Source organism: Mesorhizobium sp. 8 (assembly GCF_006351905.1).
GTDB lineage: Bacteria > Pseudomonadota > Alphaproteobacteria > Rhizobiales > Rhizobiaceae > Mesorhizobium > Mesorhizobium composti.
This window is the reverse complement of the sequence record NZ_CP040914.1, coordinates 3336549-3350820: the sequence shown is the minus strand read 5'-3', so window position 1 is coordinate 3350820 and position 14272 is coordinate 3336549. Positions and strand designations below refer to the sequence as shown.

Genomic DNA, 14272 nt, shown 5'->3' with positions numbered 1-14272 from the left:
GTTTCCTTGAGCGCGGTTGAACAACAGGCGGGGGCGCGCGGCAGCGGCCGCGCGCTCGCCATCGCCGGCGGCATCGGCCGCTTCCTGCTGATCGCGGCAACGACCTATCTCGGCCTGCTCGCCGTGACCTTCTTCATCGGCCGGGTCATCCCGATCGACCCGGTTCTGGCCGTGCTCGGCGACCGCGCGCCCGAAAGCGTGGTCGAGCGCACGCGCCGCGAGATGGGGCTCGACCTGCCGCTGATCGAGCAATTCTGGATCTACATCAAGGCGGCGCTGAACGGCGATTTCGGCACCTCGGTGCTGACCACCAACCCGGTGATGGCCGACATCCGCCGCGTCTTCCCCGCGACGATCGAGCTGGCCACGGTCGGCACCCTGATCGGCACCATCCTCGGCATCCCGCTCGGCGTGCTGGCGGCGGTGAAGCGCGGCAGCCTGGCCGACCAGTTCGTGCGCGTCGTCGGCCTCGTCGGCTATTCGGTGCCGATCTTCTGGCTGGCGCTGCTGGCGCTGGTGCTGTTCTACGCCAAGCTGCAATGGGTGGCGTTCCCCGGCCGCATCGACATCGTCTACCAGTACACCTTCACGCCGGTCACCGGCTTCTACCTGCTGGATTCGGCCCTGCAGGGCCAGTGGGACGTGTTCTGGGACGTGTTCCGCCACATCGTCCTGCCCGGCGCGCTGCTCGGCTATTTTTCGCTCGCCTATATCAGCCGCATGACGCGTTCCTTCATGCTGAACGAGCTCAGCCAGGAATACGTCGTCGCCGCGCGCGCCAAGGGCCTGTCGGAAACCCGCATCATCTGGGGCCACGCGCTGCGCAACGCCGCGGTGCCGATGGTGACGGTGATCGCGCTGTCCTATGCCGGGCTGCTGGAAGGCTCGGTGCTGACCGAGACGGTGTTTTCCTGGCCCGGCATCGGCCTCTACATCACCGATTCGTTGCAGAACGCCGACATGAACGCCGTGCTCGGCGGCACCATCGTCATCGGCTCGGTCTTCATCGCCATCAACCTGTTCTCCGACCTGCTCTACAAGCTGCTCGACCCGAGGACGAAGGTGCGATGAGGGCGGAACTTCATTGGCCACCCCCACCCCTAGCCCCTCCCCGCAAGGGGGAGGGGAAGCTGCCGCATGCCAAGTCCCTCTCCCCCTTGAGGGGAGGGGCTAGGGGTGGGGGTATTTCGCGCAACCATCTCTCGCCGGAGGCCCTCCCATGACCACCTCCGACGCTGCCTCCCTTTCCCGCCGCGAATGGCTGCTCTCCGAACGGCCGGCCTCGCGCATGCAGGCGCGGCTCGGCCGCGCCTATGTCACCTGGCGGCGTTTCTCGGCCAACAGGCTCGCCATGGTTGGGCTTTTCATCATCATCGCCCTTCTGGTGGTGGCCGCCCTCGCCGACGTGCTCGCCACCCATTCGCCCTATATCGGCGACCTGAAGAACGCGCGACTTCTGCCGCCGTCCGCCGACTATTGGTTCGGCACCGACGACCTCGGCCGCGACATCTATTCGCGCATCGTCCACGGCTCGCGGCTGACGCTCTTCGTGGTGGTGCTTGTGGCGATCATCGCGGCCCCCGTCGGCCTGGCCGTCGGCACCGTCTCCGGTTATGCCGGCGGCTGGATCGACGCCGTCCTGATGCGCATCACCGACATCTTCCTCGCCTTCCCCAAGCTGGTGCTGGCGCTGGCTTTCGTCGCGGCCCTCGGCCCCGGCATCGAGAACGCGGTGCTGGCGATCGCCATCACGTCGTGGCCGCCCTACGCACGTATCGCCCGTGCCGAGACGCTGACGGTGCGCAATTCCGACTTCATCAAGGCGGTGGAACTGATGGGCGCCTCGCCCTTCCGCATCGTGCTTCGCCACATCATGCCGCTCTGCCTCTCCTCGCTGATCGTGCGCGTCACCCTCGACATGGCCGGCATCATCCTGACCGCCGCCGGCCTCGGCTTCCTCGGGCTCGGCGCGCAGCCGCCGCTGCCCGAATGGGGCGCGATGATCGCGTCGGGCCGTCGCTTCATCCTCGACCAGTGGTGGGTGGCCGGCGCGCCGGGCGTCGCCATCCTGATCGTCTCGCTGGGCTTCAACCTGCTCGGCGACGGCTTGCGCGACGCGCTCGACCCGCGGAGCGGCGACCAATGAACAAGGCGGCAAGGAGCGGCGGCAACCTGCTGGACGTCGAGGACCTGCGCGTTACTTTCCCGACCCGCACCGGCCGCATCGAGGCGGTGCGCGGCGTGTCGTTCGCGCTCGGCCGCGAGCGGCTGGGCATCGTCGGCGAATCCGGCTCCGGCAAGTCGCAGACCGGCCGCGCCATCATGGGGCTGACGCCGCCGCAGGCCGAGGTCTCGGCGAAGACACTCGCCTTCGACGGGCTCGACCTGCTTGCGCTGCCGCCGCGCGAGCGCCGCGCGCTGCGGGGAAAACGCATCGCCATGATCCTGCAGGATCCGAAATATTCGCTCGACCCGGTGATGACCATCGGCCGGCAGATCATCGAGACGCTGCGCACCCATGAGAGGGTGACGAAGGCCGAGGCGCGCGAGCGGGCATTGGACATGCTGGCGGCCGTGCAGATCCGCGACCCCAAACGCGTCTTCGACCTGCATCCGCACGAAGTCTCTGGCGGCATGGGCCAGCGCGCCATGATCGCCATGATGCTGATCGCCGGGCCGGAACTGATGATCGCCGACGAACCGACCTCGGCGCTCGATGTCACCGTGCAGCTCGACGTGCTCGCCATCCTCGACCGGCTGGTGGCGGAACGCGGCATGGGGCTGATCTTCATCTCGCACGACCTGCGCCTCGTCTCCTCCTTCTGCGACCGCGTCGTCGTCATGTATGCCGGCAAGGTGGTCGAGCAGTTGAGGGCGTCGGACTTGTCGCAAGCCGAGCATCCCTACACGCGCGGCCTGCTCGACTGCATGCCGAAGATCGGCGCCGACCGGCACCCGCTGCCGGTGCTGCAACGGCAGGCGGAGTGGGCGCAGTGACCGCCGCCCTCGCCGTCACCGACCTCGAAGTCGTCTTCGACCGCTTCCGCGCGCTCAAGGGCGTCAGCATCGCCGTGCAGCCAGGCGAATCCTTCGGGCTGGTCGGCGAATCCGGCTCCGGCAAATCGACGCTGCTCAGGGCCGTCGCCGGGCTGGCGCCGGTCACAGCCGGAACCATTGCGCTGGACGGCAGACAGCTCGGCCGCCGTCGCGACAAAGCCTTCTACCGACAGGTGCAGATGGTTTTCCAGGACCCCTACGGCTCGCTGCATCCGCGCCAGACGGTAGACCGGCTGTTGCAGGAGCCGCTCGCCATCCACGGAATCGGCGACGGCGAACAGCGCATCCGCCGCGCGCTGGACGAGGTGGGGCTGGGGTCCGGCTTCCGCTTCCGCTATTCGCACCAGTTGTCCGGCGGCCAGCGCCAGCGCGTGGCGATTGCGCGTGCGCTGATCCTCGAACCGTCGATCCTCCTGCTCGACGAGCCGACCTCGGCGCTCGACGCCTCGGTGCAGGCAGAAGTGCTGAACCTTCTGGAACAGGTCCGCCGCGCGCGCGGCCTCACCTTCCTGATGGTCAGCCACGACCTCGCCGTCGTCACCCATATGTGCGGACGGCTGGCTGTGATGCAGAACGGCGAGGTGGTCGAAACGCTCGCGGCCCCCGACCTCGCCGCGCACCGTGTCGAGAAGGACTATACGAAGCGCCTGCTCAAAGCCTCGGAAGGCTTTGCCCGCGCCGGGTGAGCCACGGGCGACCGCCCTGTCGGTCCCGTCATGCCATCGCCAGTCCTTGCATGAGAACATTGGCGACGGCCAGAGTGGACGGAGTGCAACGCGGAAGCTGCTTTCCTCGCCCCGTTTACGGGGAGAGGATGCCGGCAGGCAGGTGAGGGGCGGCGCCTGTTCTGCGACGTTGGCGCTGCCCCTCATCCTTACCCTCTCCCCGTGAACGGGGAGAGGGAGACGCCCATGCCGCGCCTCCTTCCGCAAAGCATTTTCCCGAAATCTATCCCCGTCCTTTCTACCCGCTCCATACTGCCCGTCATCTCCTGTGCGGGAACGCGGGTCGCGAACCGGGCGCTTGTGGCAGGGGACGGTGCCGGGCTGGTCGTCTACGGTAGGCGGCTGGGTGATGAACCCCCAAGTCCGGGCCTCGACCGAGCCAGCGGGCCGCCCGAAAGGCGGCAGCGACCCTCGGGGAGGCAAGACACCGGCGGGCGCGGGATGCCGCGCCATACTTTAACTTAGCAGGCACGGCCCCCGCGCCCGCTTCCCGACCTCAAACGAGGTCCGCTCTTTGACAATGGCCAGGGCCGAAAGGCAGCGTGGCAACGAAGAAGCTCACTCAGGGAGAACCCCTCTCCGTCGCGCTGCGCGCGCCACCTCTCCCCAGAGGGGCGAGGAACCCAGGTCCTGTTGGGCCGGCGCCATGTGGAAACTGCGTGATGCCTCGATACTCGCAGAGTGCGACGGTCGCGGGCTCGGTTCCTCGCCCCTTTGGGGAGAGGTGGCGCCGCGAAGCGGCGACGGAGAGGGGTCGCTGGCCGTAGAGCGAGGCTTCTGTGCGTCGGAGCGGTTGAGGTTACCCCTCCCGACCGGGCTACGCCCGGCGTCCTTCGGACCCCCTCAAGCGGGAAAGGGTCAGGCTGTTATCCGCAGCATGTGGTTGTCCCACACATAGTCCGGCTCCGACACGGCCGGCCGGTGCGGCGCGACGATGGCGCCAGCGCCGCTGGAGGCGATGAAGCCGGCGCGGTCCGGCGCGATGCCGCACACTTCGGTCAGGCTGATGGCCGAGACGATGCTACCGCTTGCCGTGTCGAAGACGACGTAGCTGTTGCCGGCCGGCGAGGAGACGGCCATGGTTCCGGCCTCGCGGTTGGCCGCCATGGCGCCGATGTAGTTGCGCAAGCCGTTCAGCACCTTTTCCGGCATGTCGAGCAGTTGCAGTTCCCTGCCGCGCTCGGCCTTGCCGACCAGCGGCGGCCGATCCAGCGTCGCGCCCTCGTATTGGCAGGAGAACCAGACGGCGCCTTGCGCGTCGATGTCCATGTGGCGGATCGACAGCTTGTGCAGGTCGGCCGGCAGTTCGTGCTTTTCGAGGAGGTCGCCGGTCAGCCGGTCGATCAGCACGTAGGACGGCTTCATGGTGGCTAGATTGAGCTTGGCCTTGCCGAAATCGGGATGCGTCTCGATGCCGCCGTTGGCCACGGCAAGCGTGCGGCCGTCGCCGAGCAGCACCATTTCGTGCGGGCCGACGCCATGGGTGGCGAACTCGCCGACGCGGCGGAAGCGGTCGCCGGCATCGTAGACGCCGACCATGCCTGCCGCCACGTCGAAATCGTTCTCGGTGGCGTAGAGCAGCGCGCCGTCCGGCGAAAAGACGCCATGGCCGTAGAAATGCCGTCCGGCGGGTGCGGCGATGGTGACCGGTTCGTCCTTGCCGCCATGGTCGAAGGCCACGGCCAGCGTGCCCGGCTTGCGCGGGAAGACGATGGCGCGGCGCGAGGCCGGGTCGAGGGTCATGCCGTGGCCGCGGTCGGGCAGGTCCACGGCGTAGAGCAGCTTGCCTTCCTCCGACAGGATGCCGGCGCCATAGCCGCCGTCGCGGCGCACGAAGGCGGTGGCGAAGACGGCATCGGTGGCAAGCGCCGCCGCCCAGGCCGACGGTGCCATGGCCGCCGCGAAGCCGGCGCCGGCGGCGCGCAGGAAGTCGCGGCGGTCGATCAGCGGGGTGCGCATGGGGCGAACCTCCTGTGCCTTGGCCGGAGGTCGGCCCGCTTTGAAGTCGCGGTACCCCCACCCCTGTCTCCCCGCAAGGGGAAGGGGGGCTTGGCGGTGGCGGACAATTTCGTGGACCGGCAATGCCAGCGTCTCCCTCCCCCTTGCGGGGAGGGGACAGGGGTGGGGGTAAGGGGCCGAATGAAGAAAGGACCTGCCGGCATCCTCAATCCCCGTCCAGCGAGGAAAACCCTGCTGTCAGTCCGAATTCCGCCGTCATGCGCGTGCCGACGAGGCTGGAGAGGCTGCTGGTGACGAGGCGGAAGTGTTCCAGCCTGGCGCGCTTTTCAGGATCGGCCAACACGGTATCGATGGGGCCGGACGCGGCGCGGGCGTCGGCGACGCCGTTGGCGAGCTGGATATGCGTCGATTCGGCCATCCAGCGGGCGTCGTCGGACAGCGCCTCGCCGATGCGCGAGACGGTGAACAGGCGGTCCATGCCGTCGAGGTTGGCGGCCAGCGAATCGGCCGTCTTGCCCGAGCGCCAGAAGATCGCCTGCTTCGGCCTGTCCGCATCGGCATTCGCACCGAGGAAGCCTTTCACCCTGACGTCGCGGACAAGCTCCAGCCCGTCGATGAGGACGCCGAGCAGGTCCGTCACCGCCTCCGGCCCGTCGCGGTAGACGGGATTGTCCGGCCCCGGGTTCCGCCAGATGGCGGCAAAGCCGTCCGGCTTGTTCCAGGCCGCTGCGACTTCGGCGGCAATGGTCTCGATGTTGCCGGCTACCGCCGCGCCGAAGGCGCAACGATACGCACCGTTGGCGCTCGCCAGCGCATCCGCGCCAGTGCCGTAGAGGATATATTCCAGCGCCCCCAGCCCTTGCATGGCGACGCTCTTGCCGGCGATGGCGGCAGGGTCGGCGGCGGTCGGGTCATTGGCGGCGAGCGCAGCCTGCACCTGCTTCAGCCCGATCGACTTGCGGTCCGGCCAGAACAGCATCCGCTCCAGCCGGTTGTTTTCGCGGATCGGCCCGAACTGGACGATTTCGATCGCCGACCAGGCATCGACGAGGGCGGAGAAATCGGTGCGGGCGGCGGCGAGATTGGCCTGCGAGGGCGACGCGCACAGCGCCTTGACGGCTTTTGCCTCGGCGGAGGCCTTCTCGCGCAAGGCGGCGTAGGCCGGCCGCACGAAACCGTCGACGGCGCGGCCGATGACGTCGGCGGTTTTCACCGGAGCGGCTGGGGCTGGCTGGGCACCGACCAACGAAACGAAAACGGTCAAGGCAACGACAAGTCCCCCTCTCCGTCTCGGCTTCGCCGAGCCACCTCTCCCCCACTTCGTAGGGGAGAGGATGAGTGCCAAGCCTTGCGGCCGGCGCATCCTCTCCACCCGGAACGGGGGGAGAGGTGGCTCGGCGAAGCCGAGACGGAGAGGGGGGACTTTGCCACCTGGACAGGAAACGCCACGCTCTTTCATCACATCTACAATCATCACAGCGACTCCAGGAACCTGATCAGCGCGGCGCGCGTTGCGGCGTCGGCGGCGGCGAAGCGGTCGCGGGCCTTGGTGCCCTCGCCACCGTGCCACAGGATCGCCTCGATGAGATTGCGGGCGCGCCCGTCATGCAGGAAGAAGGCGTGGCCGCCGCCGACGCGCGCAGTCAGGCCGATGCCCCAGAGCGGCGGCGTGCGCCATTCGTTGCCGGTGGCATCGCCCACCTGCTGCCCGTCGGCCAGCCCCTCGCCCATGTCGTGCAACAGGAAGTCCGAGTACGGCCAGATGAGTTGGAAGGCCTGCGCCTTGTCCGGCGTATCGCGGCGGGTGACGAATTTCGGCGTGTGGCAGGCGACGCAACCCATCTCGTAGAAAGCCCGCTTGCCGGCGAGCACCTGCCTGCCACCGACGTCGCGGCGCGCCGGCACGGCGAGGTTCTGCGCATAGAAGGTGATCAGGTCCATCACCGGCACCGGCGCCTCGGTGTCGCCGAGGCGGGCTTGCACGCCGTTTGCCATGGCGAGGCACGCCGGCTCGGCCTTGGTGCAGTCGCCCCAGTGGCGCGGCGCTTCCGGCGAGGAGATGCCGATATCGGTCGCCAGCGCGTCGGCCGACTGCTGGCGGATCGAGGCGGCCTGCGCCTTCCAGCCGAAGCGACCGAGCGCCGGCTTGCCGGTCGTCTCGTCCAGCACGATGTTCGGCCGGCCGGAAATGCCGTCGCCGTCGCGGTCGCCCGGATCGGCATGGGCGAGAGTGTCGGCGGGATGGATCTGCTCGACGAGGCCAAGGCCGATCATCGGCGGCGTCAGGCGCGGCGACAGCGTGGTGGCCGGATCGAGCGGGCCATAGGCAAGATCGGTCACGGAATAGGCGGGGCGGCGCAACGAGACTGTCGCGCCGTCGCCCAACGTCATCGGTTCCTCCGTATAGGTCACGCTCATGCGGCCTTCGCCGGCGAGTCCAGGCACGGCCAGTTCCTGCAATTGCGTGCCGTAGACGGGATCGGGGAAATTCAGCGCCTCGTGCCGAGCGATCGTCGCCTGCTCCTCGGCGTTGCTCGCCGCCCGCGCCAGCCGCAGGAACATGGAGGTAGTGCCATCGGCGCCAAGCGGTGGCCGGCCGCGGCCATCCTTGAGATGGCAGTTCTGGCAGGCGCGCTCGTTGAACAGTGGCCCCAGCCCGTCGGACGCCTGCGTCGAGGACGGCGACGACACCCAGTTCTTGCGGAACAGCGCGTTGCCCAGCTTGAACGTGGCCTGCTGCTCGAAGGTGATGTTGGCCGAAGCTTGAGAGAAGGCGTCTGCATTGGCGCGCTTCTTGGACGTGCCGGCACCGCCCTGCATCGTTTCGTAGTCTTCGGGCTTGGAGAAGTCCTTGGTCGGCGCAGTGACAGACTCAACGCGGGCGAGGTCGGCACCGGAGAGGTCGGCGCGGGAGGTGGGAAGATCGTCAGCCAGCAAAAATGCGGGCCAAGCTACAGATACAAAGACGGCGACGAGCGGCAGGGCGAAGCGGCGATGAGCGCTCTTCGCCCCGTTTACGGGGAGAAGATGCCGGCAGGCAGATGAGGGGCGGTGCAAACCTTTCAGAGAGGGACGCTGCCCCTCATCCGTCCCTTCGGGACACCTTCTCCCCGTAAACGGGGCGAAGGAAGAATGGCGCGGCGCGCGCAGCAGGTTCAGGGCGCGCCGCATTTACCCATGTCCTCAGTCCTGGTTGATCTCGGCGTTGTCGGCGGATTCGGCGTTGAGCAGGCCGTATTTCTCCTCGCCGATGGAGGCGAGCAGGTCGAGTTGGGTCTCGAGGAAGTCGATATGGCCTTCCTCGTCCGCCAGCAGTTCCTCGAACAGTTTCATCGACACGTAGTCGCCCACTTCGTTGCAGATCTCACGTGAGCGCTTGTAGGCGGTGCGTGCGTCGTATTCGCCTTCGAGGTCCGATTCCAGCACTTCCTTGACGTTCTGGCCGATGCGCAGCGGCGCCACCGACTGCAGGTTCGGATGGCCTTCGAGGAAGATGATGCGCGCCACCAGTCTGTCGGCGTGGTGCATCTCCTCGATGGATTCAGCGCGCTCCTTCTTTGCCAGCTTTGTGTAGCCCCAGTCCTCCAGCAGCCTGAAATGCACCCAGTACTGGTTGACGGCGCCGAGTTCGAGAAAAAGCGCCTCGTTAAGCCGCTCGATGACCTGCTTGTCGCCTTTCATGGGTTCTGCTCCCGTATTGGCCGCGCAACTCCCTCACGCGGTCGAGGTGTGAAACGATGTCGGCTCCGCCCGTGTGAACACGGGCGTGGTAGTCCTCGGTGACCCGAATGATCGTTTCCACCACATTTGGGAAACAGCCGCAACAGCGGCCGCGCTTATGCATCGCGTGGTAGACCTTGGCCGGAACGATGAGTTGCCAGGGATCCTCGTCGAGCAGCCGAACGATCGTCTGCTCGATCTCCTTCTCGGTGATGATGTTGCAATGGCAGACGAGCATGTCCCTGATCCGGATGGCTGGCGGCGCGTCCTGCACGCCGCTCGCTATCGTTGATGGTTACTGGAAGACCTTGTCGGGCGCGTCCAGGCTGTCGGAACCCTCGAAGGCGATGGCGTCGAGCTTCAGCACCGAAACGGCTCGCTCGATCGACTTGGTCTGGTCGACCAGCGCGTCGATGGCGGCCTGCACGGTGGCGTTGCCTTCCGTGTTGCCCTCGGCGATCTGCTGGTCGTAGGCCTCGCCGCCGTCGGCGCGCGCCTTGATCGCTTCCATCGCGGCGACGGTCGTGTCCAGCTTGCCCCTGAGTTCGGTGTCAAGCGCGGCGTCGGCCGCCTTGACCATGTCGGAGACGGACGGGCCGGAAACCTCGGTGCCGTCGACGCGCTTGTAGCTGGCGAGATAGGCCGAGCGGATGCCGACGGCGTCTTCCAGATGCGACATGTGGGTGTTGTCGGAGAAGCAGTCGTGCTCCTCCTCCGGGTCGTGCAGCAGGAGGCCGAGTTTCATGCGCTCGCCCGCCAGTTCACCGTAAGAGAGCGAGCCCATGCCGGTCAGGATGGTGGAAATGCCGGCATTGGCGTCGATCTCTTCCAGATGCTTGCGCGCCGCGCCGCCGTCCTTCCAGTCGCCGACCATCTCCTCCAGATCGGAGACCAGCAGGTCGGTGGCGGACTTCAGGTACTGGGCACGACGGTCGCAGTTGTCGTGCGTGCAGTTGGCAAGGTCGTAGTCGGTGTAAGGCCGTTCGCCGGCGCCCGGCCCGGTGCCATGCAGGTCCTGGCCCCACAGCAGGAACTCGATGGCATGATAGCCGGTCGCCACGTTGGCCTCGATGCCGCCGGCCTCCTGTAAGGTGCCGGACAGGAATTCCGGCGTGATTTCGGAAGCGTCGACCTTCTTGCCGTCGATCTCGATCTCCTTGTTGGCGATGACGTTGGCCGTGTAGAGCGCGTTCTCGTCGGATTCGGTGCCGTAGCTGGCATCGACGTAATCGATCAGGCCCTCGTCCAGCGGCCAGGCGTTCACCTTGCCTTCCCAGTCGTCGACGACCGGGTTGCCGAAGCGGTAGACCTCGGTCTGCTGGTAGGGGATGCGCGCCGCCTTCCAGGCGTCCTTGGCAGCCTGTTGCGTCTCGGCCGACGGCTTGGCGAGGAAAGCGTCGACGGCGGTATCCAGCGCCTTGGCCGTCGCCAGCGAATCCTCGTATTTGGCGAGCGCGATATCGGCGTAGGTCTTGACCACCGCCTTGGCATCGGTTTCGGCGCGGGCGGGCAGCACGAATGCGGCGGCCGTCAGCAACGCCGTGGCGCCCACCGCGGCAAGCCTGCCGCCATATCGCGCATTAACCTTCGTCCTCATCATCGTTCGTCTCTCTCCTCGAAAATGGCAAATGGATGCGATCCCGGCGGCGAAGTCGGCGCATCGGCAAAAGGGCTGGAAGCGGAAGGTGGCGACAGCGCAACGCAATTCACATCCCCAGCCGGCTGACCGGCCGCGACGCCATGGTTCGCGCGCAAGAACAACACCGAAGCCTCCAATCGAAAGGGTTCAAGGCCCAGACATCAAAGGGATGCGCCAGAAGCGCCCCTCCATAAAGTTGAGAAGAAAAGGAAAGTCAAATTAAATCGGCAGGAAAATCCAATTGAAACAAGAGTTTAGAATTATTCTAAACTAATACGGTCAGGTTTATGCGCTGCTGCCGAAGCCTGTCGCCCGGCAGCGGGACCGACGACCGGACCCACAACCCGATTGACAGCGCACCGTCTCAGGTGCGACGCCCGAGGCGTCTTGCGGCGCAGCCGGGCAATCGCCATGTGGTGCTTCGGCATAGTTTCATCGGTGCGGCAGCGCCAACGATGGGGGACGGGTTGCGATGAAGAACGGCGTGGTCATTGTCGGCGCGGGGCATGGCGGGGTGCAGGCTGCGGCCAGCCTGCGCGAGGAAGGCTATGACGGCCCGCTCATCCTGCTCGGCGACGAACCGGAAGCCCTGCCCTATCACAAGCCACCGCTGTCGAAGACCTTCATCAAGGACCCGCAGGCAAAGCCGCAACCGCTGCGCGGCGAGGCCTTTTACACCGGCAGCGCCATCGACTACCGCCCGGGCATACGGGTGGAGCGCATCGATCTCGCCGGCCGCAGGCTGGAGATTGCCGGCGGTGCGCCGCTGCCCTTCGACCGCCTAGTGCTGGCCACCGGCTCGCGGCCGCGCACACTGCCGCTGCCGGGCACGGAACTTGCCGGCGTGCTGTCGCTGCGCACGCTCGGCGATGCGCGGCTGATCCGCGACCTGATCGCAACCGCGCGGGAAGTCGTGGTGCTCGGCGGCGGCTTCATCGGGCTGGAGATTGCCGCGACGCTGACCGCGGCGGGCTGCAAGGTGACGGTGATCGAGGCCATGGGGCGCCTGCTCGGCCGCGCTGTGGCGCCGGCGGTGGCGGCACATGTGCGCCAGCGGCTGGAGACGTCGGGCATCCGCATCCTCACAGGCACGACGGTCTCCAAGCTGGAGGGCGATGCCGGCGGCCATGTCGCCGCCGCCGTCACCTCGGACGGCGAAAGACTGCCGGCGCAAATGGTCATCGTCGGCGTCGGCGTCGTGCCGGCGACGGAGCTTGCCGAGGCTGCCGGCATCCAGACAGCCAACGGCGTGCGCGTCGATGCGCAGATGCGGTCTTCCGTCCCGGAAGTCCTGGCGGTGGGCGACGCGGTCAACTACCGGCACTGGTTCACCGGGCAGGACGTGCGGCTGGAATCGGTGCAGAACGCCACCGACCAGGCCAAGCTCGCCGCGCGCACCATCCTCGGCCACGAGGAACCTTACGCGGCCGTGCCGTGGTTCTGGTCGGACATCGGCGACATGAAGCTGCAGATGGTCGGCCTGACCGCCGGAGGAAACCGCGAGATCGTCGTTGGCGAGCCGGCCGAGAACAGGTTCTCAGTCTACCACTATCTCGGCGACCGGCTGCTCGGCATCGAATCCGTCAACCGCCCCGCCGATCACATGATGGGCCGCAAGATGATGGGGGCGGGCTTCTCGCCGGCCGCGGACCTTATTGCCGCCGGGGGCGATCTGAAGGCGGCGCTGGCGGCGTTTCAGGAGAAGGTCGGGTAGGTGGCCGAAGCTGCGCCCTCGCCCCGTTTACGGGGAGAGGATGCCGGCAGGCAGGTGAGGGGCGGCACCAGGTTCTGCGATGCTTGCGCTGCCCCTCATCCGGCCTTTCAGGCCACCTTCTCCCCCTGAACGGGGAGAAGGAAGATCAGGCCCGCGCCTCCCTTATCGACGCCTCCAGAATGTCCAGGGCCTCGGTCATCACATTGTCCTGGATGGTGATGGGCGACAGGAAGCGGATGACGTTGCCGTAGACGCCGCAGGTGAGCAGGATCAGGCCCTTGTCCAGCGCCTTCAGCCGCACGGCATTGGCGAATTCCGCCGACGGCAGGTTTTTCTTCACGTCGTTGAACTCGACGGCGTTCATGAAGCCGGGGCCGCGGATGTCGACGATCTCGGGCACGTCGGCGCGCAGCGATTCCAGCCGCTGCTTGAGGCGGGAGCCGAGCAGGTTGGCGCGGTCCACCAGCTTCTCCTCCTCGATCACGTCGAGCACGGCATGGGCCGCCGCGATGCCCAGCGGGTTGCCCGCATAGGTGCCGCCGAGGCCGCCAGGGTTGGGCGAATCCATCAGCTCGGCGCGGCCGGTGACGGCCGAGAGCGGGAAGCCGCCGGCAAGGCTTTTCGCCATGGTGGTGATGTCGGGCACAGCATCATGATGCTGCATGGCAAACATCTTGCCGGTGCGGGCGAAACCGGTCTGCACTTCGTCGGCGATGAGCAGGATACCGTGCTGGTCGCAGATCTTGCGCAGCGCCGAAGTGAAGTCGCGCGGCGCCTCGTAGAAGCCGCCCTCGCCCTGCACCGGCTCGAGGATGATGGCCGCCACGCGCGACGGATCGACGTCGGCCTTGAACAGGCGGTCGAGCGCGGCCAGCGAATCGGCCACCGTCACGCCGTGCAGCGGCACCGGGAAGGGCGCATGGAAGACGTCGCCCGGCATGGCGCCGAAGCCCAGCTTGTAGGGCGCCGTCTTGCCGGTCAGCGCCATGCCCATGAAGGTGCGGCCGTGGAAGCCGCCAGCGAAGGCGATGACGGCCTGCCGGCCGGTCGCGTGGCGGGCGATCTTGATGGCGTTCTCCACGGCTTCCGCGCCGGTGGTGACGAAGAGGGTCTTCTTCTCGAAATTACCCGGCAGCATGCCGTTCAGCCGCTCTGCCAGATGCACGTAGTTCTCGTACGGCACGACCTGATGGCAGGTGTGGGTGAAGCGATCGAGCTGCGCCTTCACCGCCTCGATCACCTTGGGGTGGCGGTGGCCGGTGTTGACCACGGCGATGCCGCCGGCGAAATCGATGTAGCGGCGGCCCTCGACGTCCCAGATCTCCGAGTTCTCCGCCTTGTCGGCATAGATCTGCGTCGTCATGCCAACGCCGCGGGCGATCGAGGCGTTCTTGCGCTGGGACAGGTCGGAATTCTTCATGGGTTCTCTCCGGGACGGTCGATGGCACATATGCCGGC

At 67.1% G+C, this 14272-nt stretch carries 12 protein-coding genes; 5 read left to right on the top strand and 7 right to left on the bottom strand.

What is annotated here, in order from left to right:
- Nucleotides 1-6 precede the first annotated feature (6 nt).
- The 4 genes from FGU64_RS16275 (at nt 7) to FGU64_RS16260 (ending at nt 3743) form a co-directional block, all read left to right on the top strand.
- Nucleotides 7-1071, top strand: coding sequence for an ABC transporter permease (locus tag FGU64_RS16275; protein ID WP_139954130.1), 1065 nt, complete (start codon nt 7-9; stop codon nt 1069-1071).
- Nucleotides 1072-1219: 148 nt separating this feature from the next.
- Nucleotides 1220-2146, top strand: a complete 927-nt coding sequence (gene nikC, locus FGU64_RS16270) for a nickel transporter permease (RefSeq protein ID WP_139954129.1) — start codon at nt 1220-1222, stop codon at nt 2144-2146.
- Nucleotides 2143-2997 (top strand): ABC transporter ATP-binding protein, encoded by an 855-nt coding sequence (locus tag FGU64_RS16265; RefSeq protein ID WP_139954128.1) that lies wholly within the window; start codon nt 2143-2145, stop codon nt 2995-2997. Before nikC ends, FGU64_RS16265 begins: the two co-directional genes overlap by 4 nt.
- Nucleotides 2994-3743 (top strand): ABC transporter ATP-binding protein, encoded by a 750-nt coding sequence (locus tag FGU64_RS16260; protein WP_139954127.1) that lies wholly within the window; start codon nt 2994-2996, stop codon nt 3741-3743. The genes FGU64_RS16265 and FGU64_RS16260 overlap by 4 nt, the downstream gene beginning before the upstream one ends.
- 897 nt (nt 3744-4640) lie before the next feature.
- Here the strand turns inward: FGU64_RS16260 and FGU64_RS16255 are convergent.
- The 6 genes from FGU64_RS16255 to FGU64_RS16230 form a co-directional block, all read right to left on the bottom strand.
- Entirely contained in the window at nt 4641-5741 is a 1101-nt protein-coding gene (locus FGU64_RS16255) for a DUF1513 domain-containing protein (protein ID WP_139954126.1), read from the bottom strand.
- 205 nt (nt 5742-5946) lie between these two features.
- Nucleotides 5947-7005 carry an imelysin family protein gene (locus FGU64_RS16250; protein WP_246671137.1) on the bottom strand — a complete coding sequence of 353 codons (1059 nt, stop codon included), beginning with the start codon at nt 7003-7005 and terminating at the stop codon, nt 5947-5949.
- Nucleotides 7006-7214: 209 nt separating this feature from the next.
- The gene (locus FGU64_RS16245) at nt 7215-8678 is read right to left on the bottom strand and encodes a di-heme oxidoredictase family protein (protein ID WP_246671136.1); all 1464 of its coding nucleotides are present in this window, start codon (nt 8676-8678) and stop codon (nt 7215-7217) included.
- Between the two features lie 246 nt (nt 8679-8924).
- Complete coding sequence (gene bfr, locus FGU64_RS16240; RefSeq protein ID WP_139954123.1) at nt 8925-9422, bottom strand: bacterioferritin; 498 nt, start codon at nt 9420-9422, stop codon at nt 8925-8927.
- Nucleotides 9388-9699, bottom strand: coding sequence for a (2Fe-2S)-binding protein (locus FGU64_RS16235; RefSeq protein ID WP_136354292.1), 312 nt, complete (start codon nt 9697-9699; stop codon nt 9388-9390). The genes bfr and FGU64_RS16235 overlap by 35 nt, the downstream gene beginning before the upstream one ends.
- A gap of 57 nt (nt 9700-9756) precedes the next feature.
- Complete coding sequence (locus FGU64_RS16230; protein WP_246671135.1) at nt 9757-11061, bottom strand: imelysin family protein; 1305 nt, start codon at nt 11059-11061, stop codon at nt 9757-9759.
- Between the two features lie 511 nt (nt 11062-11572).
- Between FGU64_RS16230 and FGU64_RS16225 the strand changes: the two genes are divergently transcribed.
- Entirely contained in the window at nt 11573-12814 is a 1242-nt protein-coding gene (locus FGU64_RS16225) for an FAD-dependent oxidoreductase (RefSeq protein ID WP_139954122.1), read from the top strand.
- A gap of 145 nt (nt 12815-12959) precedes the next feature.
- On the opposite strand, the gene FGU64_RS16220 is transcribed toward FGU64_RS16225, so the two are convergent.
- Nucleotides 12960-14234: a 4-aminobutyrate--2-oxoglutarate transaminase gene (locus tag FGU64_RS16220; protein ID WP_139954121.1), complete on the bottom strand. Its 1275-nt coding sequence runs from the start codon at nt 14232-14234 to the stop codon at nt 12960-12962.
- Between the last annotated feature and the right edge of the window lie 38 nt (nt 14235-14272).

Coding starts and splice junctions, on each gene's coding strand:
- nikC (WP_139954129.1), top strand. CDS start 1,220: ATGACCACCTCCGACGCTGCCTCCCTTTCCCGCCGCGAATGGCTGCTC.
- FGU64_RS16265 (WP_139954128.1), top strand. CDS start 2,143: ATGAACAAGGCGGCAAGGAGCGGCGGCAACCTGCTGGACGTCGAGGAC.
- FGU64_RS16255 (WP_139954126.1), bottom strand. CDS start 5,741: ATGCGCACCCCGCTGATCGACCGCCGCGACTTCCTGCGCGCCGCCGGC.
- bfr (WP_139954123.1), bottom strand. CDS start 9,422: ATGAAAGGCGACAAGCAGGTCATCGAGCGGCTTAACGAGGCGCTTTTT.
- FGU64_RS16235 (WP_136354292.1), bottom strand. CDS start 9,699: ATGCTCGTCTGCCATTGCAACATCATCACCGAGAAGGAGATCGAGCAG.
- FGU64_RS16230 (WP_246671135.1), bottom strand. CDS start 11,061: ATGATGAGGACGAAGGTTAATGCGCGATATGGCGGCAGGCTTGCCGCG.
- FGU64_RS16225 (WP_139954122.1), top strand. CDS start 11,573: ATGAAGAACGGCGTGGTCATTGTCGGCGCGGGGCATGGCGGGGTGCAG.
- FGU64_RS16220 (WP_139954121.1), bottom strand. CDS start 14,234: ATGAAGAATTCCGACCTGTCCCAGCGCAAGAACGCCTCGATCGCCCGC.